The following is a 19,505-nucleotide window of genomic DNA, read 5'->3' on the forward strand; positions in this document are numbered from 1 at the left end:
GACGGCATGAGCGGTACGACGTGAGCGGTACGGCATGAACGGTACGACGGAGGAGACGGAACGCGTGGTGTGGACGGGAGAGTGGGTCGCCGGACGGCTCGGGGTCTCGCTGAGCGGCGGAGACGAGCTGCCGGAACTGCTGGGGCTGGCGCTGCGACGCAACCCCAAGCGGGCCCATCTGCTCGTGTCCAATGTGCTGGGCAAGCATGTGCCACAGCGGCCGGGTGTGGTCCATGGCGCCGGCTACCGGCTGGGGTGCCGGGTGCGGGAGCTGCTGGGCGACGAGGCCGCCGCCCGGTCCGTCGTCCTCGGCTACGCCGAGACCGCCACCGGACTGGGCCACTCGGTGGCCGACGGCCTGGCCTGCGCGCCCTATCTGCACTCCACCCGCCGCCCGGTCGACGGTGTCGCGCAGGCCGGCGGCTTCGAGGAGGAGCACAGCCACGCCACCTCGCATCTGCTGCTCCCCGAGGACACCGAACTCCTCGCCGGTGACGGCCCGTTGGTGCTCGTCGACGATGAGTTCTCCACAGGTCGCACCGTCCTGAACACCATCAGGGCGCTGCATGCGCGCTTCCCGCGCGAGCGCTACGTCGTCGTCGCCCTCGTCGATATGCGCTCCGCCGCGGACCGCGGCCATCTGGAGGAGTTCGCCGCGGAACTCGGCGCCCGAGTGGACCTCGTGGCGCTGGCCTCGGGCGGGGTACGGCTGCCCGCGGACGTCCTGGACCGCGGCCGGCGACTCGTCGCCGAGCACGAGGCCGCGACGGCAGGGGGGCCGGCGTCCGCGCCGGAGACCGCCCCCGGGGCCGTCCACCGCGCGGAGCCGGTACGCGTCGACCTCGGCTGGCCCGCCGGACTCCCCGACGGCGGGCGGCACGGCTTCACACCGGCGCACCGCGCACGCCTGGAGGCCCGCCTCCCCGGCATGGCGGCCCGCATCGCGCGGCATCTGGACGGCGCCCGCCGCGTCCTCGTCCTCGGCAACGAGGAGCTGATGTACGCGCCGCTGCGGCTGGCCGAGGCGCTGGACGCCCGGCTCGCCGAGGCGACGGACGCCGGACCGACGCCGCGTACCGGCGATCCGGCCACCACCACGACGGCCGACCCGGGCGTCTACTTCTCGACCACCACCCGCTCCCCGGTGCTCGCCGTGGACGACCCCGGTTACGCGATACGCACCCGGCTGTCGTTCCCCGCCCACGACCTGCCCACCGACGGACCGGGGGAGCGGTACGCCTACAACGTCGCGGCCGGCAGCGACCCGGAGCGCCGCTTCGACGCCATCGTCGCCGTCGTGGACGGGTACGGCGACCGCCCCGAACTCCACGCCCCCGGCGGACTGCTGGACCGCCTCGCCGAGCACACCGACCGGCTGCTGCTCACCGTCATCCCCTCCCACACCCCGCGACCCCAGGCACCGACCATGTCCCTCCCCGAGCCGCTGCGCGGCCCCGCCTTCTCCTCCTACGCCGCCGACGAGGTCGGCTGGCTGCTCCAGGACCTCTCCGACGTCACCCTGGAAGCGCCCACCGAGGAACGCGAAGAGGCGATTCAGAACGGCGGCGCCCACTACGCCGAGTCGCTGCCGGTCGAATACCAGCCGAGCGAGCAGTACCAGGCGCTTTTCCACAGCGCGCTGCGGGCGTCCGCGAGCCGGATCGCGCAGGCCGTCGGGACCGTCACCGAGAGCGTGCTCGCCGAGCGCACGAAGAACCCGGTGCTGGTGTCGCTGGCGCGGGCCGGCACACCGGTCGGTGTGCTGATGCGCCGCTGGGCGCGCCACGCCCACGGCCTGGAACTGCCGCACTACGCGGTTTCCATCGTGCGTGGCCGGGGCATCGACACCACCGCACTGCGCTGGCTGGCCGCCCACCATGACCCGGCGGACGTCGTCTTCGTGGACGGCTGGACCGGGAAGGGCGCCATCACCCGCGAACTCGCCGAGGCACTGGCGGACTTCCCGGGGTTCGACCCGCGGATCGCGGTACTCGCCGACCCCGGCGGCTGCGTCGAGACCTATGGCACCCGCGATGACTTCCTCATTCCGTCCGCCTGCCTCAACTCCACCGTCTCCGGGCTCATATCGCGCACCGTCCTGCGCGATGATCTGGTGGGCCCGGACGACTTCCACGGCGCCAAGTTCTACCGCGACCTGGCCACCGCCGATCTCTCGCGGGCGTTTCTGGACGCGATCAGCGCGCACTTCGACGACGTCACCGAGGCGGTCGCCGCGGAGGTGAAGGCGCTGGCCGCCGCCGACCGCGCCCCCACCTGGGCCGGCTGGGCGGCCGTCGAGCGGATCAGCGCGGAGTACGGCATCCACGACGTCAATCTCGTGAAGCCCGGCGTCGGCGAGACCACCCGCGTACTGCTGCGCCGGGTCCCCTGGAAGATCCTGGCCCGGCAGGGCGCCGGCGCCGACCTCGACCACGTACGCCTCCTGGCCGAACAACGGGGCGTACCCGTCGAAGAGGTCGACGAACTGCCCTATACCTGTGTCGGGTTGATCCACCCCCGCTTCACTCGCGGGGCCACGGGCGCTGACGGCAAGGCGGTGGCCTCCCGATGAGTGCGATCGTCGCCAGCGACCTCGACCGGACCCTGATCTATTCGGCCGCCGCGCTCGGCCTCGCCATGCCCGACGCCGAGGCGCCGCGGCTGCTGTGCGTCGAGACCTACGAACACCGACCGCTGTCCTATATGACGGAGACGGCGGCCGGACTGCTCGCCGAACTGGCCGGCGGCACCACCTTCGTGCCCGCCACCACGCGCACCCGCGCGCAGTACCGGCGCATCCACCTCCCCGGCCCGGAACCGGAGTTCGCGATCTGCGCCAACGGCGGCCATCTGCTCGTACACGGCGAGTCGGACCCCGACTGGCAGCGCACGGTCACCGAGCGCCTCGCCGCCCAGTGCGCCCCCCTGGAGGAGGTGCGCGCCCACCTCGTCCGCACCGCGGATCCGGCCTGGCTGCTCAAGGAGCGGATCGCCGAGGACCTCTTCGCCTATCTCGTCGTCGAGCGGCCGCTGCTGCCCGACACCTGGGTCAAGGACCTCGCCGGCTGGGCCGGGGAACGCGGCTGGACCGTCTCCCTTCAGGGCCGCAAGATCTACGCCGTACCGCGTCCGCTGACCAAGAGCGCGGCCGTCGCGGAGGTGGCGCGCCGCACCGGGGCGACCGAGGTCCTCGCGGCCGGCGACTCGCTGCTCGACGCGGATCTGCTGCTGGCGGCGGACCGTGGATGGCGGCCGGGCCACGGCGAACTGGCGGACTCCGGCTGGCAGGCGCCGCATGTCACGGCACTCGACGAGCGGGGCGCCGCCGCGGGCGAGGAGATCGTACGGTCCTTCCTCCGCGCCGCCGCGGGCACCGCCTCGGCGTAGACAGGGTGGGCACCTCCCCCGACATGGAGGGCACCTCCCCCACCGCCCGCCGAGCGGATACCCTCGGCGGGCGGCTGGCCGCACTGTCCGCCGACCGGCCGAGAACGTGATCCTTGAGCAGAGGAGAGCCCGTGGCTGAGTCCAAGAGCACGCCGATCACGCCGGAGCTGTACGACTACGTCGTCGCCCACAACCCGCCGCTGAACGCCGCACAGCGCGGCATCGTGGAGCTCACGCACCAGCGGTTGCCGGAGGCCGCGATCATGCAGTCCGCCGAGGAACAGGGGCCGTTGCTGGCGTTCCTGGTGCGGTTGATCGGGGCACGGCATGTCGTCGAGGTGGGAACGTTCACCGGGTTCTCGGCGTTGTCCATGGCACAGGCGCTGCCCGAGGACGGCACGCTGATCGCCTGCGATGTGTCCGAGGAGTGGACGGCGTACGGCAAGGAGGCGTGGGCGGAGGCCGGTGTCGCGGACCGTATCCAGCTGCGGATCGCGCCCGCGCTGGAGACGCTGCGGGCGATGCCCGCGGAGCCGCATATCGACCTTGCCTATCTCGATGCGGACAAGGCGGGCTACATCGCCTACTGGGAAGAGCTGGTGCCGCGGTTGCGGCCCGGGGGACTGATCGCCGCCGACAATGTCCTGTACGCCGGCGAGGTCGTCGACCCGGCGGCGACCGGGTCGGCCCTGGCGATCAGAGCGTTCAACGACCATGTGAGGGCCGACGAACGGATGGAGTCGGTGATGCTCACGGTGGCGGACGGTCTCACTTTGGCGCGCAAGCGGTAGCGCTCCGCGCCGAAGAGCCCGAAAGCCGGTGGCGGACGCGAGAGCCCGTGGCGGACGTAAGGGCTGGTCGCGGAGGCAAAGGCCGGCGGCGACGTAACGGACGTGCCTCAGCCGCAGCAACCGCCTCCGCAGCAGCCGCCGCCACCACCGCCTCCGCCGGGCCCGCCGCCCGGGGCGGGGGCGGCCGCCGAGCCGCCGACGGCAACCGTGGAGAGGAGCTTCACGGTGTCCTCGTGGCCCTCGGGGCACACCGCCGGGGCGGAGGACTCGGACATCGGTCGGGTCAGCTCGAAGGTGGAGCCACACGGGCGGCAGCGGTACTCATAACGAGGCATGGCCACAGATTAGCCGTGGCGCTGCCCGGCGCACGATGCCGGCCACCGAGGACGCTCACCGTGCGCACACCGCCGTGAACTCCGCCGCGCGCTTGCGCAGCTCGTCCAGGTCGCCGCCGTCCGCCGCATCACCGACCAGTGGCGAGCCGACGCCCACGGCCACCGCCCCGGCGTCGAAGTAGGCCTGGGCCACGGCCTGGTCCACACCGCCGACCGGCACGAACGGCAGCTCGGGGAACGGGCCGCGGAGCGCCTCCAGATACGCCGGACCGCCGGCCGACGCCGGGAAAAGCTTGAGCGCCGACACGCCCAGCGCCTCCGCCGCGATCACCTCGGACGGTGTCAGTACCCCGGCGAGCGTGGGCAGCCCCTGCCGTACGGACTCCTCGAGCCCCGCCCCCAGACCCGGGGTCACGATGAGATTGGCTCCCGCTTCGGCGGCGCGACGGGCATCCTGACTGGTCAGAACGGCGCCGGCGCCGAGCCAGGCCGCGTCGCCCAGCTCCGCACGGGCCCGGCGGATCACAGTGAGCGCGTCTTTGCCGCTGAGGGAGACCTCGATCAGCGGAATATCCGCCTCCGCCAGTGCCATGACCGTACGGAATGACGCTTCCGCATCCCTGCCCCGGATGATGGCAACCAGTCGTTCGGCCCGGAGCGCTTCGCTGAAGTCCATGGCGTTTCCTACTTTCTCCGCTCCCCGCCGCGGGCGTACCGCGCGGGTGGGGCCTTCGGGCGCAGGGTTGGTGCCTCCGATTATTCCGGGTCGGCGGGCATGGCGGGCTCCGGTTGCGCAGCGGTGACCCACCTGTGCCCGGGCAGGCACGAAGAGCTGTTCTGCGTACTGCCCGGAGCGCCCTTGAGCGCTGTCCGGAGTGCGGAAGTCCGGGGTGGTGGAGGCGACTTGAGGCGCCGCGGGCGGGGGTGGGGCGTCCAGCCGTCGGGGATCAGCAGAGAGTCACGGGCGATCTACGGGGCGTACCGGCGCCGATGTCCGTACGTCGTACCGGGTGCCCCGATGCCAGGACGTAGCGGTCACCCCCATGCCAGGACGTACCGGGCCCCCTATGCCAGGACGTACCGGGCTCCCATGTCAGGGCGTACCGAGCACCCCGGCTCCGTTCCCACCTCGGTACGCCCCGACGTCCCCCCGGCCTACTGCTCCTTGCTCTCGCTGCCGCTGCTGCCGCTGCCACTGCCGCCGCCGGTCTCCGCGCCCCTGTGGGCGCTGATGCTGGTGCTGGTACCCGGGCCTATCGACCCCTGCCCGGCGTGCAGGGAGCCCTGCATCTTGACGCGCCAGGACTGCCGCCCGGCCGTCATCCCGGGGACCGGGTGCCACTCGCCGCGGTCGAAACGTTCCGCTTCCTCCGGGTGCCGGGCCCGCCAGTACGGGTTGTTCTGCGGGAGGCCGCCGCTGACCCGTCCGTACATCCCGAAGACCAGCAGCATCAGCCCGACCACAAAGCTGAACAGGACGTTCTGGATCCGGAAGGCGAGGAAGTTCGCATCGGTCCGCAGCACTGCCAGGTTCACGAATCCGCTCAGCAGGAAGAGCACCCCGAAGACGATGTTGAGGGTCGAGGCGAAGTTCCCGCCGATCACCATCCCGCCGACGAGGATCACGCCGACGACGATCGACAGCACGCTCAGCGCGCCGTTGCTGTTCAGACCGGCCACAGCGTTGTCGCCGGTGTCGAAGAAGCCGATGTTCCGGGTCAGCCCGAGGATGCCGAACGCGATCAGCACCAGGCCCATCAGCCCGGCCCCGATGCGGTAGACCCTGCTGAGCCTGTGGTCCACGGGCAGGTGCTCATCGAGCCGGGCGCGGGTACGGCGTCCCGTGCCCCGGCGGTGGAAGTGCCCCATGGGTCCGGGCAGGGTCTGGCCAGTAGCCCCAGTTGCCATGCCGGCCTCCTTCGCGCAGATGGGCCGCCTGGGTCGTGTCACTCACCCTCCAGGATCCGCCCGGGGGCTGCTTCACGCCATCGCGCGCGCCCGCGCCGGCCTCAGCCGCTCGCTCCGGCACCGGCCCCGGCGCCGCCCCGCGCCTCGCGGATCTCCTGCACCACCCGGGCCGCGGTCTGCCGTACCGCCTCGGTCTCGGTCAGGAAATGCCACCAGTCCGGATGCCGCCCCTCCAGGCCCGCGACCGCACGCTCCAGCCGCGCCACCGCGTCGTCCAGGGGACGGGCGTGCCGCGGATCCGGGGTGCTGCGACCGGCCATCGCGAGCCGCTGGGCGTCCCGGATCGCGAAGCGGGTCTGTTCGACCTCCTTCTGCCGGTCGAACGACACCGCGTCGAGGCGTCGCAGCCGGTCCCCAGCCGCCGACACCGCCTCGTCCGTGGTGTCCAGCAGCGCGCGTACGGTCGCCAGCAGGCTGGTGGCATCCGCCCAGCGCTGCTCGTCCCGCGCCTGCTGCGCCTCCCGTAGCTTCACCTCGGCCTGCCGGACGGACCGCGCGGCCTCCTCCGGCACCTGCTGCAGGTCCTGCCAGCAGGCCGCGCTGTACCGCCGGCGCAGCTCGCTGAGGACCGGATCGACCTTCTCGGCGCGCGTGGTGATCGCCTGTGCCCGGGTCCGCAGCGACACCAGCCGCTTGTCGAGCTCCGCCGCCCGGGCCGGCAGCCGCTCGGCCTCGGCCCGTATGTCCTCCGCCTTGCGGAGCACCTCGTCCGCGCGCCGGATCGTCTCCGGTACGCCATGCTGTCCGGCGCCCTGATTGAGCTTGGTCAGCTCCGGCCCCAGCGCCGCGAGCCGGGCCGCGAGATCATCGGCGCGCAGCCCCGTCGCCCGGACCCCGTCCAGCGCATTGCTCGCCGCCAGCAGCGTCTGCCGTGCCCGTTCCACGGCCGGGGCCAGCCGGGCCAGCTGCGTCTCCGCGGACCGCAGCAGAGGTCCCAGCCCCTGCGCGAACCGGTCGAGCTCGCCCTTGACCCGGTTCAGCTCATCCGTGGCCCGGGTGAGGTCGGCGCGCGCCCGCGCCGCCGCGGCGCCGTCGAGATCGTCGCGGTCCAGATCGTGGGAGTCGACCGCGGTGATGTAGCCGTGGCTCACCTCGTCGATGCGCCGGCTGAAGCTCTCGTAATCCGCGGCGGCCCGCTGGGCCTGCGGTGAACTGTCGACGGCGGTGATCGTCTCCAGGGAGATCCGGAGGTCCCGCTGCGCGCTGTCCAGCTCGTAGAATGCGGCCGCGGCGGCATCCTTCGCGGCCTGCGCGTCGGCCCGCTGGCTCTCCCCGCGCCCGAACCAGCGACGGGTCCCGCCACTCGCGAACGACATCGGCACCGACGCCGCCAGCGCGGCCAACAGCGGCAGCGGCAGCAAGGCCAGCGCCGCCATGTCCCGGGCCGGACCCCCACGCGCGCGACGGCGTTCTCGCTGGTCATGCGGCTGCGTGTGTGTCGCCGTCACTTCCCTCTCCCGATCGGATCGCCCAGGGCCGCCAGGGCCGGGTGTCATTCTCCCACTCACCGGAACGAACACACCGGCCGGTAAGTTCGCACTTCGAGCACTGGTTTGCCGTTCAGCCCCGATGGCAAGGTAGTCTGTCGGCTCGACGAGGGCGCATAGCTCAGCGGTAGAGCGCTGCTCTTACAAAGCAGATGTCGGCGGTTCAAATCCGTCTGTGCCCACTGGTGCGACCCGCACCGATAACGCCAAAGGCCCAGGTCAGCGCTCTGCGAGGACCTGGGCCTTCGCCTTGCCTCCCGCGGGCCTGCCGGCCCCGTTGTCGTGATCGTGTGATCATTTCGTCGGCAGGTTCGATCAGCAGGGGGAATGCAGGGGTATGCCCAACGGAGCCATCTCGGTCTCACCCGAGGAACTCAGAGCGGCGGCAGGCGCCGCCGACGCCATCAGCCAGGATCTCCAGGAGGCCATCGCGACCGCCAGGCGCGATATCGAGGCCGCTGGTACGGCGATGAAATCGTGGCTCATCGGTCCGGACATGGAGCGGGTGGCCAACGACTGGGGCACGGCGCTGGACGAGCTGAGCAAGCAGATCGGCGGCGCCGACCCCGAGAGCGCGGCGTCCCGTCTGCGGCGCACCGCGGACGGTCACGAGTACAACGAAGACCTCACCGCTCAGTCGTTCCGGGTGCGGTGACCGGTGTCCGACCTGTCCGAGAATTTCAAGCCACTGCTCAAGCAGGATTTCTCCGATCTGGAAGCCGCCGTCCGGTCCTGGCAGAAGCTGGCCAGAGCACTGGAGGAGGCCCAGGTCCGGCACCGGCACAAGGTGACCGGACCGCTGCATGCCAGCGGATGGCAGGGGACGGACTCTCACTACGCCTTCATGCAGATGGAGACGAGCGAGACCCGGCTCGGCACCGCGCAGTCCGATGTCACCTCCATCGCCATCACCTTGGACACCGTCCACACCACGATGAAGGAAGCCCAGGAGGACTTGCGGCGGAATGTGCGCACCGCGGAACTCGACGGGTACGCCGTCGACGATCACGGCAAAGTGACGGACCGCAGGGCCGGCCCCGCCGACAATGCCGACGCCGCAGCGCAGGAAGAGCATCAGCTGCGTGTCGCCTACCGGGAGGCTTACCAGAACGACATCAAGTACCCCGTGGAGAGTGCCAGTAGGGCTGACGCGGAAGGGAAGGGGCTCCTTCGGCTGATCGACGCCTTCAACCTCGACAAGGACTACGGCGCGTCGAAGGCCGAAGAAGACGCCCGCGAGGTCGCGAAGTTCGCCCACCTCGATGAGGATTCCATTCCCTCGAAGAAGGATCCGAAGGAGAACGCCAAGTGGTGGTCGGGCCTCACCGAGCAGGAGCGGCAGTCGTACCTCGACGCCTACCCCGAGAAGATCGGCTGGCTCGACGGCATACCCAGCGCCGACCGTGACGAGGCGAACCGCAAGGTGGTGGATATCCAGCTCGCGGAGTACGACATGAAGAGGCAGAACGGCGAGTTGGGCATCCACGACCAGCGGAACTACGACGGTTTGCAGAAGTTGCAGAACGCGCTCGACAAGGCCGACGGCACCGGCGACGACAGCAAGCGGCTCTACGTACTCGGGATCGACACGAAACACGACGGGCGGGCCGTCGTCTCGCAGGGAAATCCCGACACCGCCCGCAACGTTGCCCTTCAGGTTCCCGGTACCGACAATGATTTGTCGAACGTCGATGAGCAGATCGACCGCGTGGACAGGCTGCAGCAGTCCGCCGTCGACAGCGGCGCCAAGGACACCGCCGTCATCTCCTGGCTCGGGTACGACGCACCCGAGGCCGACAACAGCATGTTCACCACGGGGCGCGCCGATCCGGCCGGCGGAGATCTGCGGAGCTTCACACGCGGTCTGCGCGAGTCCCATGAGGGCGATCGTGCGCATATGACCGTGCTCGGGCACAGCTACGGCTCGACGGTGATAGGCGTCGGCGCCTCCCAAGGTGGCGGCCTCGATGCCGACGATATCGTCGTGGTCGGGAGCCCGGGCATGACCGTGGAGCATGCCAAGGACTTGAACATCGACCCCGATCATGTGTGGGCCGGTGGCGCCGAAGACGACATCGTTTCCACCGGTGCGTCGGGATTGACCTTGGGCGAAGACCCCATGGAGAAGGAGTTCGGCGGCAAGGTCATCGAAGTGGACACCGAAGGCCACGGCGGCTACTGGGACAGGGGCAGTACGAGCCTGCGCAATCAGGGCCGCATCATCGCCGGCCGGGATGCCTCGGAAGGTGATTACCACTCATGACCCTGCGGACCCCCGGGCGGACCAGGCGTATCGGGATGCTCGGATGCGCCCTGGCGGCCCTGCTCGCATCAGGAGGATGCATGAACGACGGTGGAAAGAACGACCCGCTCCCGGTCAAGAGCCAGGAGCAGGCCGAGCATCTGGTCCGCGGCCTGGTCGACTCGCTGGCCGAGGAGTACGGCCTGAAGGTGGACGGCAAGACCGTGCACAAAGAGTTTCGCGACTGCTTCGGCAAGGAGGGCGAGTCCACCGATGACGGCCGCTTCGACCTGACCTACGCGGTGCGCGCCGCACTTCCCGAGGCCGAGCACGGCACAGCGATCCGCGCCATGCGCAAGAGGCTGGAGGCTCAGGGCTACAAGATCAGCGGCTACCGTGAGGACAAAACCAAGGACCCTTGGGCGCTGATGGACGCCAAGGGCGGTAAGGACAACCTCGTTGTTTCGGTGGAGAGTTATATGCCGCCCGATCAACTCGTCTTCTCGGTGAACACACCCTGTTTCCTGCCGCCCGGAGTGAAGCAGCAACAGGTATCCGCCCCCGCGACTGATACCGCCCCCGTCACACCGAAGGACCCTCGCCTCGCACTGATGGCGCCCACCGGGCCCGCATCCCCCGAGAACCCCTTCGGGTAGACACCGTAGGAAATGCCCTTCCGGATCATGCTCCGGAAGGGCATTTTTGCGTTCCGGGGGGGGGCAGGCGGCCGTCTCGATCGCCGCCGCTCACGGGTGGGGCGTGAGGTGACGCGAAGGGCTGTTGTTCGTGGGCGGTGTGCTGTGTATGGTCGAAGACAGAAAGGCTTGAACTTTCAACTAAATGGTTGATGGGTTGGCTGCTGCGGCCGGGCGGTGTGGGTACGCCGTTCCCGGCGCGGCGGCCGGCCTCGATATGGAAAGGGGTCCGATGACCTCCCCTCTTGGTGATCGCGTTCCTGGGTCCTCGTGGATAGGCGCCGCGACGAGCCGTGCGCCTTCTCCGCACGGTTACGACGCCGGACTGCTTCTGCTGCGGCTCGCGCTCGGGCTGACCATGGCGGCCCACGGTGTCCAGAAGCTGTTCGGCTGGTTCGGCGGGCCGGGGCTGGACGGGACCGCGCAGTTCTTCACGATGAGCGGCTATCCGTCGGGCCGGGCCATGGCCGTCATCGCCGGCCTGACCGAGACGCTGGGCGGGCTGGGGCTCGTGGCCGGACTGCTGACGCCGCTCGCCGCGGCGGCGGTGGTCGGCACGATGATCAACGCCCTCGCCGTGAAGGGGGGCGGCGAATTCTTCGCGCCCAAGGGCGTGGAGTACGAGCTGCTGCTCACCGTCGGTGCGGCGGCGCTGGCGCTGACCGGCCCCGGACGCTACGCCCTCGACCGCTTCGTACCGGGTCTGCGTGCTCATCGGCTGGTGTACGGCGCGGCGGCGCTGCTGCTGGCGGTGGTGATGGCCGGCGTCGTGCTGCTGCTGCGGAAGTGAGCTCCTGAGCGGAAGTGAGCTCCTGAAAGGGGGCGGGAGAAGGACAGGGAAGGGCAGGGAGGCTCGGGCCAGGGGCGCGGGCAGGGTACGAGTGCGGCGCCACGGAGGGTGCCGCGGTGAGAGATCGGGGAAGAGTCTCATGGCCGTACGACGGCTCAATCATGCGGTGCTGTACGTGCGCGATGTGGCGCGGTCCGTCGCCTTCTATACCGAGGCCCTCGGGCTCACGGTGGAAGCCGAGCTACCGGGGCGGGCCGCGTTCCTCGCCGCGCCCGGTTCGCTCAACGATCACGATCTGGCGCTGTTCGCGGTGGGATCGGACGCGCCGGGGCCCGAGGCCGGGCGGGTCGGTCTCTACCACCTGGCCTGGGAGGTCGGCACGCTCGGCGAACTCGCCGCGGCCGGGACCTGGCTCGCCGAGCGGGGGGCTCTCGTGGGCTCCACCGACCACTTGGTGTCCAAGTCCTTCTACGCCAAGGACCCGGACGGCGTTGAGTTCGAGGTGATGTGGCGGGTCCCACGGGCGGACTGGCCGGGACCGGACGCGGACCGGCTACGGCCGCTCGATCTGGCCGGGGCGCTGCGGCGCTGGGGACCAGATCTGCAGACGGGCGCGGCGGCCGGCTCGGCCACCTGAGGCAGGGCGGCGGAGAGCAGTCGTCGTCAGTGGTCTTCAGCGGTCGCCAGTGGTCTTCAGCGGTCTCAGTAGTCCAAGGACGAGAGAAACGCGTGGAGTTCATGGTCGAAGGCCATGGTGTTCTCCAGGTTGACCATGTGGGCGGCGCCCGGTATCCGGACTCTCCGGGCTCCGGGGACTGCGAGTGCTATCGCATGGGCGTTGGCGGAGATGTCCGTGCTGTCGAGGTCGCCGTCGAAGACCACTGTCGGTACCCGGATCTCGCCCAGGCGGTCCACCGCGCCGACTTCGAGGGGCATCCCGGCGCCCATCCCCTCGGCATGCACCTCCGCATTGGCCGCGGCCGAGGCGCGCATCCGCTCGCGGAATCCGGGGTGCACGGCGGACGGTTCGCGGCGCGGTCCGTCCACCCACATCCGTAGGAAGTGCTCGACGTAGCGCTCCGCGCCGTCCGGTGTGCCGATCGCCGCCACCTGTTCCTTGATGTGTTCCAGGATGAAGGGGTCGGTGAAGGCCCGGCCGCTGATTCCCGGTGAGGCGAGTGCCAGGGCCGTCACCCGGTCAGGGTGGGCTATCGCGGTGTCCAGCGCGACCCGTGAACCGTGGGAGAGGCCGACGAGGACGGCGCTGGGGGCATCGAGCGCGTCCAGCAGCGCGCACAGATCGTCGTGGTGGGCGTAGTCGCCGGTCACCGTGGAGGACAGGCCGTGGCCGCGGAAGTCATAGCGGATGGCGCGGAGGCCGGAGTTCACCAGCCAGGAGAACTGTTCGTCCCACATGCGCTGGTCGAGCATCCCGCCGTGCAGCAGTACCACCGCGGGACCCGAGCCGGCTGTCTCGTAGAACAGCTCGCCGTCGTCGATCGGCACGATGCCGTTGTCGATCTCGGACCAGGCCGTGATGGGCGGGGTCATTTTCCGGACCGTCCTTTGCGGGGTGCGCGAGTGCTGCCGGCGGTGTCGGCGGTGCCAGTGGTGTCGGCAGTGTCGGCAGTGTCGGCGATGCCGGCAGTGTCTGTGGCGTCTGTGGTGTCTGCGGTGTCTGTGATTCGGGCGTCTTGTCTGTCTTTTCTACCGTGATCTCTGTCGGTGTGGTGAGTGTCGGTTTCGTTCGGCGACATGCGTGAGTCGTTGGCCAGGTGCCGGAACTCCTCGCCGAGCCGGTCGAGTACGCGCAGTGCGGTGCGGACATCCCCGGCGGGCAGGTCGGCCAGCCGCTGCCGCAGCTCGGCCAGCTCGAAGTCCTGGATGCGGCGTATCGCCTCCGCTCCTTCGGCGGTCAGCTCGATCAGGGACGAGCGGCGGTGTGCGGGATTCGGGGCCGTCACGACCAGGCCCAGTTCCGCGGCGTGGTTCACCCAGCGCTGCACCGGCTGCCTGTCGAGGTCCATCGAGCGCGCCAACTGCGGCACCGTCCGCGGGCCTTCGGTGCGCAGTGCGTCCAGCAGGGCGTGTTCGCCGGCGGTCATACCGGCGTCCTTCACCTCGCGCTCCACTGCGCGGACGACCGTGCGGTGCAGCGGCCACAGGCGGCGGATCACGCCGTACAGCAACTCTGCGGCGTGCTTTCCCCCGGCGTCCCCTCCGGCGTGCCCCTTGGCGTCTCCTTCGATGACACTCATGGTGTCATGATGGCATCATCATTGTCGTTTGGGAAGGGGGGCTTCGTCGGGCGTGAAGGTGATGACGAGATCGGCGCGGTCGCGAGTCGCCGCCACGAGGCGGGCGTTGGCCTCGTCCGAGCCGTGGACGAACCGCTCGGCGTCGGCGCGCGGGCGCCCGAAGCGCTCATGACGGTCGATCAGCCGCCGGATCCGCTCGGGGGTGTCCAGCTCCACGTACCAGACCTCGTCGAGCAGTTCGCGGACCCGTGACCAGGGGGCGGAGTCGAGGAGCAGGTAGTTGCCCTCGGTGACGACGAGCGGGATGCCGGGTGCTACGGGGATGCTGCCGGCGACCGGTTCCTCGATGCGGCGGTCAAAAGCCGGGGCGTAGACGGTGGTGTCCGGCTCCGGGGAGCGCAGGCGCGCCAGCAGCGCCGTATAGCCGGCGGGATCGAAGGTGTCGGGCGCGCCCTTGCGGTCCGTACGGCCGAGGCGGCGCAACTCCGCCTCGGCGAGGTGGAAGCCGTCCATCGGCACGAGCGCCGCCTGGCCGGCCAGCTGGGCCACCAGATGGGCGGCGAGGGTGGACTTGCCGGCCCCGGGCGGCCCGGTGATGCCGAGCAGCCGGCGCCGGGCCGGAGTTGCGGACGCGGCCAGTCGCCGGGCGCGGGGGAGGAGGGGTGGCGTCACCGGGCTCTTCCCAGCCGCCACAGTGACGTGACCTCGGCGCCGCGGGCCATGTGGAGGGGGTCGCCGGTGTCGCGGGCGCGTGGATGGCGCGGGGTGATGTCGAGTCGGCCGAGGACCGTGAGGCCGGCCTTGGCGAAGGCATCGAGGAGTTCGGCATGCGGGCGCAGCCCGAGGTGTTCTGCCAGGTCGGAGAGGATCAGCCAGCCCTCGCCCTCCGGTGTCAGATGATCCGCGAGGCCGTTCAGGAAGCCGTGCAGCATGCGGTTGCCCGGGTCGTACACCGCGCGCTCCACGGGGGAGGTCGGTTTCGCGGGCACCCACGGGGGGTTGCAGACGACCAGCGGGGCACGGCCGGGCGGGAAGAGGTCGGCCTCGACCACCTCCACCTGGTCGGCGACTCCCAGTCGTTCGGTGTTCTCGCGGGCGCAGGCCAGCGCGCGCGGATCCTGGTCGGTGGCCACGATCCTGCGTACGCCGCGCCGGGCGAGTACCGAGGCCAGCACTCCGGTTCCGGTGCCGATGTCGAAGGCCAGTTCCCGGGAGGGGAGCGGCGCCTCGGCGACCAGGTCGACGTACTCGCCACGGGCCGGCGAGAAGACGCCGTAGTGCGGATGGATCCGGTCGCCGCCGAGCGCCGGGATCTCCACGCCCTTCTTGCGCCACTCGTTGGCGCCGATGAGGGCGAGGACCTCCCGCAGCGAGACGAGGGTGGCGGCCGGGGCGGCGCTCTCCTCCGCCGGACCGGGAGCCTCCGGCGGGCCAGCGGCTTCCGCCGGGCCGGAAGCCTCCGCCGGCACCGGCTCCGGGGCGCCGTAGGCGCGGATGCAGGCCTCGCGGACGTCCGGGGCGCGGTGCAGCGGAACGGCGTATGCCGCGTCGAGCGGGATCAGCAACATGCCCAGGATGCGGGCGCGCTGGTTCTGGGCGGCGCGGTGCCGGTGGAACGCCTGGGCGGCATCGGCGGGCAGCGCCTTGCGCGGCCGGCGGTCGATGCGGCGGGCCATCGCGGTCAGCAGCTGGCGGGCGTTGTGGAAGTCGCCGCGCCACAGCAGCGCGGTGCCCTCGCAGGCGAGCTTGTACGCCTCGTCGGCCCGCGTCCGGTCGTCGGCGATGACGATGCGGTGGGGCGGAGGGGAGCCGTTCTCGGAACGCCAACGCGCGGATCGGGGCCGTCCGGCCTCGGTCCATTCGACGACCGGTGGTGCGTTCACCGCAGTGTGCCTCGTATGTCTGGTCTGGTGAGGCGCCTGGTTCGGGTGCCTGCGCCGGGGTGGGCGATCGACTCTACTCCGCGTCGGACCGCCACCGGACCGGCAGTCCAGCTGTCCCGCGCTTCAGCGTCGCGTCAGTGTGCGGTGCGCCGTTCCGGCCGGCGGATGAGGTACGCCGCGGCCGAGCCGGCGGCGAAGAGGGCGACCACGGAGAGGGCGGGGCTCACCCAGGACGTGCCGAGCCAGTGGCCGCCGAAGTAGCCGAGGCTCACGCTGTACGTGGCCCAGGCGAGGCCGGCCAGCGCGGACCAGGGGAGGAATTCGCGGACCGTACGGTGTGTCACGCCGGCGCCCAGGCTGACCACGGAGCGCCCGGCCGGGGCGAAGCGGGCCAGGACGACGATGCCGCCTCCGCCTCGTGTCAGCGCGGTGCCGAGTCGTTGCTGTGCCGCCGCCAGCCTGCGTGAGCGGCCGATCGCCCGGTCGAAACGGTCACCGCCCCGCCGTGCCAGCCGATAGGCGATCATGTCGCCCAGCACCGAGGCGGTGGCCGCGCACAGCGCCAGACAGAAGATCTCGGCCAGGTGGGCGCCGCTGTGGGCGGATGCCGAGACATCGACGGCGTCGACCGCATCGGCCACGGTGCCGCTCCCGGCGGCCGTCGTGGCCGCGGCGATCACCAGGACACCACTGGGCAGGATCGGGACGAACACGTCGAGCACGACCGAAACGCTGACGATCACATACACCCAGGGGGTGCCGGCGAGCAGCCCCAGGTCATCCAGCAACGTCCTTCTCCCGGTCCGAACCCCGCCGCGACGTCGCTCGGTGCGGCAGGGGCGGCTCTTCAGCCGTACAGCGTACGCCCGGCCTTCCCGGGGAGAAGGGGTGGGGGCCGGGCGGACACGCCACGGTCTGTGCGGTGCGTGTCCGCCCGGCCCCACCCGGGGCGATGGCCTCAGGCGGCCGAAGGCTCGCGCTGCGCGGTCAGGGTCGGCTGCTGCTCGCGCCCGCCGAAGAAGACGCGGTCCAGCGCCCAGGCGCCCGGCCCGGTGAAGACGATCAGCAGGAAGGCCCAGCAGAACATCGCGGAGGCCTCGCCGCCGTTCTGGATCGGCCACAGCGCGGTGCCCTGGTGGGCGGAGAAGTAGGCGTACGCCATCGAGCCGGAGCTGACGAAGGCCGCGGCGCGGGTGCCCAGGCCCAGCATGACGAGGGCGCCGCCGGCCAGCTGGATCACCGCGGCGTACCACCCCGGCCAGGCGCCGGTGGGCACGGTGCCGCCCTGGCCCATCGCGCCGCCGAGGACGCCGAAGAGCGAGGACGCGCCGTGGCAGGCGAAGAGCAGCCCGACGACGATGCGGAAGAGGGCGAGCGCGTGCGGGGTCGCTTTCTGGGTGAACGAGGTGAGCGGTGCGGTCATGTGGGGGACTCCTACGGTTTTGGGGACGAATGAACCGTGGAGGCACAGGTTAGGGGCACCTAATAGTACTTGCAAGTTCAAGGAGTGCTCTCGTGGGACCTACGGGGCCTGTGGGGCCGCGGCTCTCAGGGCCGCTCGCGCCACCGCGTCCGTATCGGCCAGGGTCACCGACCCCACCCCGGGGCGCGCGCCCGCCGCCGTCACCCAGTGCACGCCCTCCGTCGGCACCCCGACCGCGAACCGCCGCGGATGGCGCCGCCCGTCGGCCTCGACGAGGTGGTACGGGCTCGGGGACACATCCAGCCCGCCGGTCTCGTAGCCGTCCACGGTGTGCGGGCGGCAGCCGCCGTCTGCCAGCAGCCCGGCCAGCAACGCGTCCCCGGTGCGCCGCAGATCCGGCTCCGGCAGCCAGGCGTCGATCAGGGCCGTCGCCGTCACGTCCGACCCCGGGACATCCGGGGAGTACGCCGTGAAGCCGGGGCCGTGGCCTTCGGCGGTGCCGGGCCGGACCGTCATCCGGGGGCCGACCACCTCCAGTACGCCCGCCTCGATGAGCGCCGTCATCTCCGCTATCCGGCGGCGCGGCGGCCCGATCGACAGGAAGGCGTTGAGCGGTGTGTACCAGCGGTCCAGGTGGTCGCGCCGGGACGGCCCGGCCAGCCCGCCGTGGTCGACGATCTGGCGCAGCTCGTTGCGCAGATCCCGCAGCACGTCGAGGGCCGCTTTGAGCGGGCCGCAGACGTTGTTCTGCCGGGCGTGGGCGACGTCCTGGCGCAGGTGGTCCAGCAGCCACTCCCGGAAGGCGGCGCGGTCCGCGAACGACCGCCCCGCGTGCGGCCGGGAGATCCGCTCCCAGTCCCAGCGTTCGGCCGGCGCGATACCGAAGGCGTCCAGGGCGGCCGCCTCTTCGGGACTGCGGTGCGCGCTCCCCAGGAAGCGTTCCCGGAACCGTTCCCGACAGCGCGCCGGGAAGCGATCGCCTGGCGGGCCCGGGGAGTGCCACGTGGCATCCGCCTCGGCGCCCGACATCCGCGACGTCGGCTCCGCCTCCCGTCGCGCCAGCAGCGCCTCGTAGTAGACGGTCTCGACCTCCTTCGCCACCAGGGGCCAGACCTCCGTCAGAAAGTCGGGCAGGTCGCCGGAGTCGGCGCGCTTGCGGAAGGCGGCGATCACGTCCGGTGTCAGCAGCAGCGGCAGATGACGGCCGTGTGCGCCCTTCGCGTTGTCACCGCGCGCGTGGTACGGAACCCCGCGCCGCGAACCCGCGTACAGCCGGGGCTCGCGCCCTGACGGCACATACCTCAGCGCCCCCGCGCCGTCCCCGTCCGTGGCCGCGTTGGCGCTCGCGGCGGGTACGAACCGGCCGCCGCGGCCCGTGGTGAGCAGCGCCAGGTGATCGAAGAAGTTCAGGCCCAGGCCGCGCAGCAGCACCGCGCTGCCGGGGGCCAGCGACGCCAGACCGGCGGCGAGGTCGGCGGGGCTGGCGGGTGCCAGATAGCGCAGCCCGTGACCGGCGGCGTAGGCGGCGAAGCGGCGCTGCTCCGGGGCCGGAACGGCCGGCAGATGCCCCTGGGCGAGCACCACCGCACCCAGCCCGCCCAGCTCCCGGCCGTCGTCGAGGGTGAGCGACTGGGCGCCGTCGGGGGTCTCGGTCAGCCGTACCGCACGGGCGGTGTGCGGGACGACGGTCACCTCCGCGGGGGCGGTGCGCACCGTGCGGCGGAAGAACCACTCCAGATAGCGGCCGTACAGCGCGCGCTCCGGGTAGTCGTCCGGACCGACCGCACACCCCTCCCAGGCGTACAGGCTCGGCCCGGTGCGTATCGGACCGGCGCACTCGATGCTGTCGTCCGTGAACAGAGTGATCTGCGAGGCCACCGTGTTCATCAGCAGCTCGGGCGGCTGGGCGGTGCGCCACACCTGGCCGGCGCCGGGCGGGGCGGGATCGATGACGTGGACGGTCAGACGGGCCCCAGGAGCCAACTCGGCGGCCGAGGCGCAGATCCGCTCCAGCACACTCGTCCCGCGCGGCCCCGCGCCGACGATGGCGATGGCGATGGCGGGACGGGGGCGGCGGTCGGCGATGTGGTCGGCGGCCAAGAGGGGCTCTCCCTGGGGCAGCGGGCGGCCGGCGCGCGGGCGCGGGCCAGCCAGGAGTTCGGGTGGCGAGCAAGGTGCGCCCCATCATCACCGCCTGCCCCATCGGCACAGCACCCCTGGTGCGCCAAGAATTTCGCCATCTTTAT

At 71.4% G+C, this 19,505-nt stretch carries 19 protein-coding genes and 1 tRNA gene; 9 read left to right on the forward strand and 11 right to left on the reverse strand.

Annotated elements, in window-relative coordinates; all coding sequences use genetic code 11:
- Positions 1-34 precede the first annotated feature (34 nt).
- From AZE13_RS30260 to AZE13_RS30270, 3 genes are all read left to right on the forward strand, one after another.
- Entirely contained in the window at positions 35-2,572 is a 2,538-nt protein-coding gene (locus AZE13_RS30260) for a phosphoribosyltransferase (protein WP_066939093.1), read from the forward strand.
- On the forward strand, positions 2,569-3,387 hold the full coding sequence (locus AZE13_RS30265; protein WP_066939096.1) for an HAD family hydrolase: 819 nt from the start codon (positions 2,569-2,571) through the stop codon (positions 3,385-3,387). The genes AZE13_RS30260 and AZE13_RS30265 overlap by 4 nt, the downstream gene beginning before the upstream one ends.
- A 131-nt stretch (positions 3,388-3,518) precedes the next feature.
- Positions 3,519-4,178 (forward strand): O-methyltransferase, encoded by a 660-nt coding sequence (locus AZE13_RS30270; protein ID WP_066939099.1) that lies wholly within the window; start codon positions 3,519-3,521, stop codon positions 4,176-4,178.
- 107 nt (positions 4,179-4,285) lie between these two features.
- Here AZE13_RS30270 and AZE13_RS34705 read toward each other — a convergent pair whose 3' ends face one another.
- The 4 genes from AZE13_RS34705 to AZE13_RS30285 all read right to left on the reverse strand — a co-directional run bounded on the left by AZE13_RS34705 (position 4,286) and on the right by AZE13_RS30285 (position 7,857).
- A complete protein-coding gene (locus AZE13_RS34705; RefSeq protein WP_079124528.1) occupies positions 4,286-4,513 on the reverse strand; it encodes an FmdB family zinc ribbon protein in 228 nt (75 codons plus the stop codon).
- Between the two features lie 55 nt (positions 4,514-4,568).
- Positions 4,569-5,189, reverse strand: coding sequence for a bifunctional 4-hydroxy-2-oxoglutarate aldolase/2-dehydro-3-deoxy-phosphogluconate aldolase (locus tag AZE13_RS30275; protein WP_066939102.1), 621 nt, complete (start codon positions 5,187-5,189; stop codon positions 4,569-4,571).
- A 479-nt stretch (positions 5,190-5,668) separates the two neighbouring features.
- Positions 5,669-6,421: a DUF4383 domain-containing protein gene (locus tag AZE13_RS30280; protein ID WP_079124529.1), complete on the reverse strand. Its 753-nt coding sequence runs from the start codon at positions 6,419-6,421 to the stop codon at positions 5,669-5,671.
- A gap of 101 nt (positions 6,422-6,522) precedes the next feature.
- A complete protein-coding gene (locus AZE13_RS30285) occupies positions 6,523-7,857 on the reverse strand; it encodes a hypothetical protein (RefSeq protein WP_181690495.1) in 1,335 nt (444 codons plus the stop codon).
- Between the two features lie 221 nt (positions 7,858-8,078).
- On the opposite strand from AZE13_RS30285, the gene AZE13_RS30290 reads away from it, so the two are divergent.
- From AZE13_RS30290 to AZE13_RS30315, 6 genes are all read left to right on the forward strand, one after another.
- Positions 8,079-8,150: transfer RNA gene (locus AZE13_RS30290), tRNA-Val, on the forward strand.
- A 155-nt stretch (positions 8,151-8,305) separates the two neighbouring features.
- Positions 8,306-8,623, forward strand: coding sequence for a hypothetical protein (locus AZE13_RS30295; protein WP_066939111.1), 318 nt, complete (start codon positions 8,306-8,308; stop codon positions 8,621-8,623).
- Between the two features lie 3 nt (positions 8,624-8,626).
- Positions 8,627-10,231 (forward strand): alpha/beta hydrolase, encoded by a 1,605-nt coding sequence (locus tag AZE13_RS30300; RefSeq protein WP_079124530.1) that lies wholly within the window; start codon positions 8,627-8,629, stop codon positions 10,229-10,231.
- An 80-nt stretch (positions 10,232-10,311) separates the two neighbouring features.
- Positions 10,312-10,866, forward strand: a complete 555-nt coding sequence (locus AZE13_RS30305; protein ID WP_066939113.1) for a hypothetical protein — start codon at positions 10,312-10,314, stop codon at positions 10,864-10,866.
- Positions 10,867-11,137: 271 nt separating this feature from the next.
- Entirely contained in the window at positions 11,138-11,695 is a 558-nt protein-coding gene (locus AZE13_RS30310; protein WP_066939116.1) for a DoxX family protein, read from the forward strand.
- Positions 11,696-11,834: 139 nt separating this feature from the next.
- Positions 11,835-12,332: a VOC family protein gene (locus AZE13_RS30315; protein ID WP_066939119.1), complete on the forward strand. Its 498-nt coding sequence runs from the start codon at positions 11,835-11,837 to the stop codon at positions 12,330-12,332.
- A gap of 65 nt (positions 12,333-12,397) precedes the next feature.
- Here the strand turns inward: AZE13_RS30315 and AZE13_RS30320 are convergent, their stop codons facing one another.
- From AZE13_RS30320 to AZE13_RS30350, 7 genes are all read right to left on the reverse strand, one after another.
- Positions 12,398-13,246: an alpha/beta fold hydrolase gene (locus AZE13_RS30320; RefSeq protein WP_066939122.1), complete on the reverse strand. Its 849-nt coding sequence runs from the start codon at positions 13,244-13,246 to the stop codon at positions 12,398-12,400.
- Positions 13,243-13,953, reverse strand: coding sequence for a MarR family winged helix-turn-helix transcriptional regulator (locus tag AZE13_RS30325; protein ID WP_079124531.1), 711 nt, complete (start codon positions 13,951-13,953; stop codon positions 13,243-13,245). Before AZE13_RS30325 ends, AZE13_RS30320 begins: the two co-directional genes overlap by 4 nt.
- 18 nt (positions 13,954-13,971) lie before the next feature.
- Positions 13,972-14,625, reverse strand: coding sequence for a nucleoside/nucleotide kinase family protein (locus tag AZE13_RS30330; protein WP_066939125.1), 654 nt, complete (start codon positions 14,623-14,625; stop codon positions 13,972-13,974).
- Positions 14,622-15,836, reverse strand: a complete 1,215-nt coding sequence (locus AZE13_RS30335; protein ID WP_066939128.1) for a methyltransferase — start codon at positions 15,834-15,836, stop codon at positions 14,622-14,624. Before AZE13_RS30335 ends, AZE13_RS30330 begins: the two co-directional genes overlap by 4 nt.
- A gap of 134 nt (positions 15,837-15,970) precedes the next feature.
- Positions 15,971-16,624: a DedA family protein gene (locus AZE13_RS30340; protein ID WP_066939131.1), complete on the reverse strand. Its 654-nt coding sequence runs from the start codon at positions 16,622-16,624 to the stop codon at positions 15,971-15,973.
- A 170-nt stretch (positions 16,625-16,794) separates the two neighbouring features.
- Complete coding sequence (locus AZE13_RS30345; RefSeq protein ID WP_066939134.1) at positions 16,795-17,259, reverse strand: DoxX family protein; 465 nt, start codon at positions 17,257-17,259, stop codon at positions 16,795-16,797.
- Positions 17,260-17,358: 99 nt separating this feature from the next.
- Entirely contained in the window at positions 17,359-19,359 is a 2,001-nt protein-coding gene (locus AZE13_RS30350; RefSeq protein ID WP_066939137.1) for an FAD/NAD(P)-binding protein, read from the reverse strand.
- Positions 19,360-19,505: the final 146 nt, after the last annotated feature.

Origin of the sequence: Streptomyces sp. NBRC 110611 (genome assembly GCF_001590865.1) — a bacterium.
Taxonomy (GTDB): Bacteria; Actinomycetota; Actinomycetes; order Streptomycetales; family Streptomycetaceae; genus Streptomyces.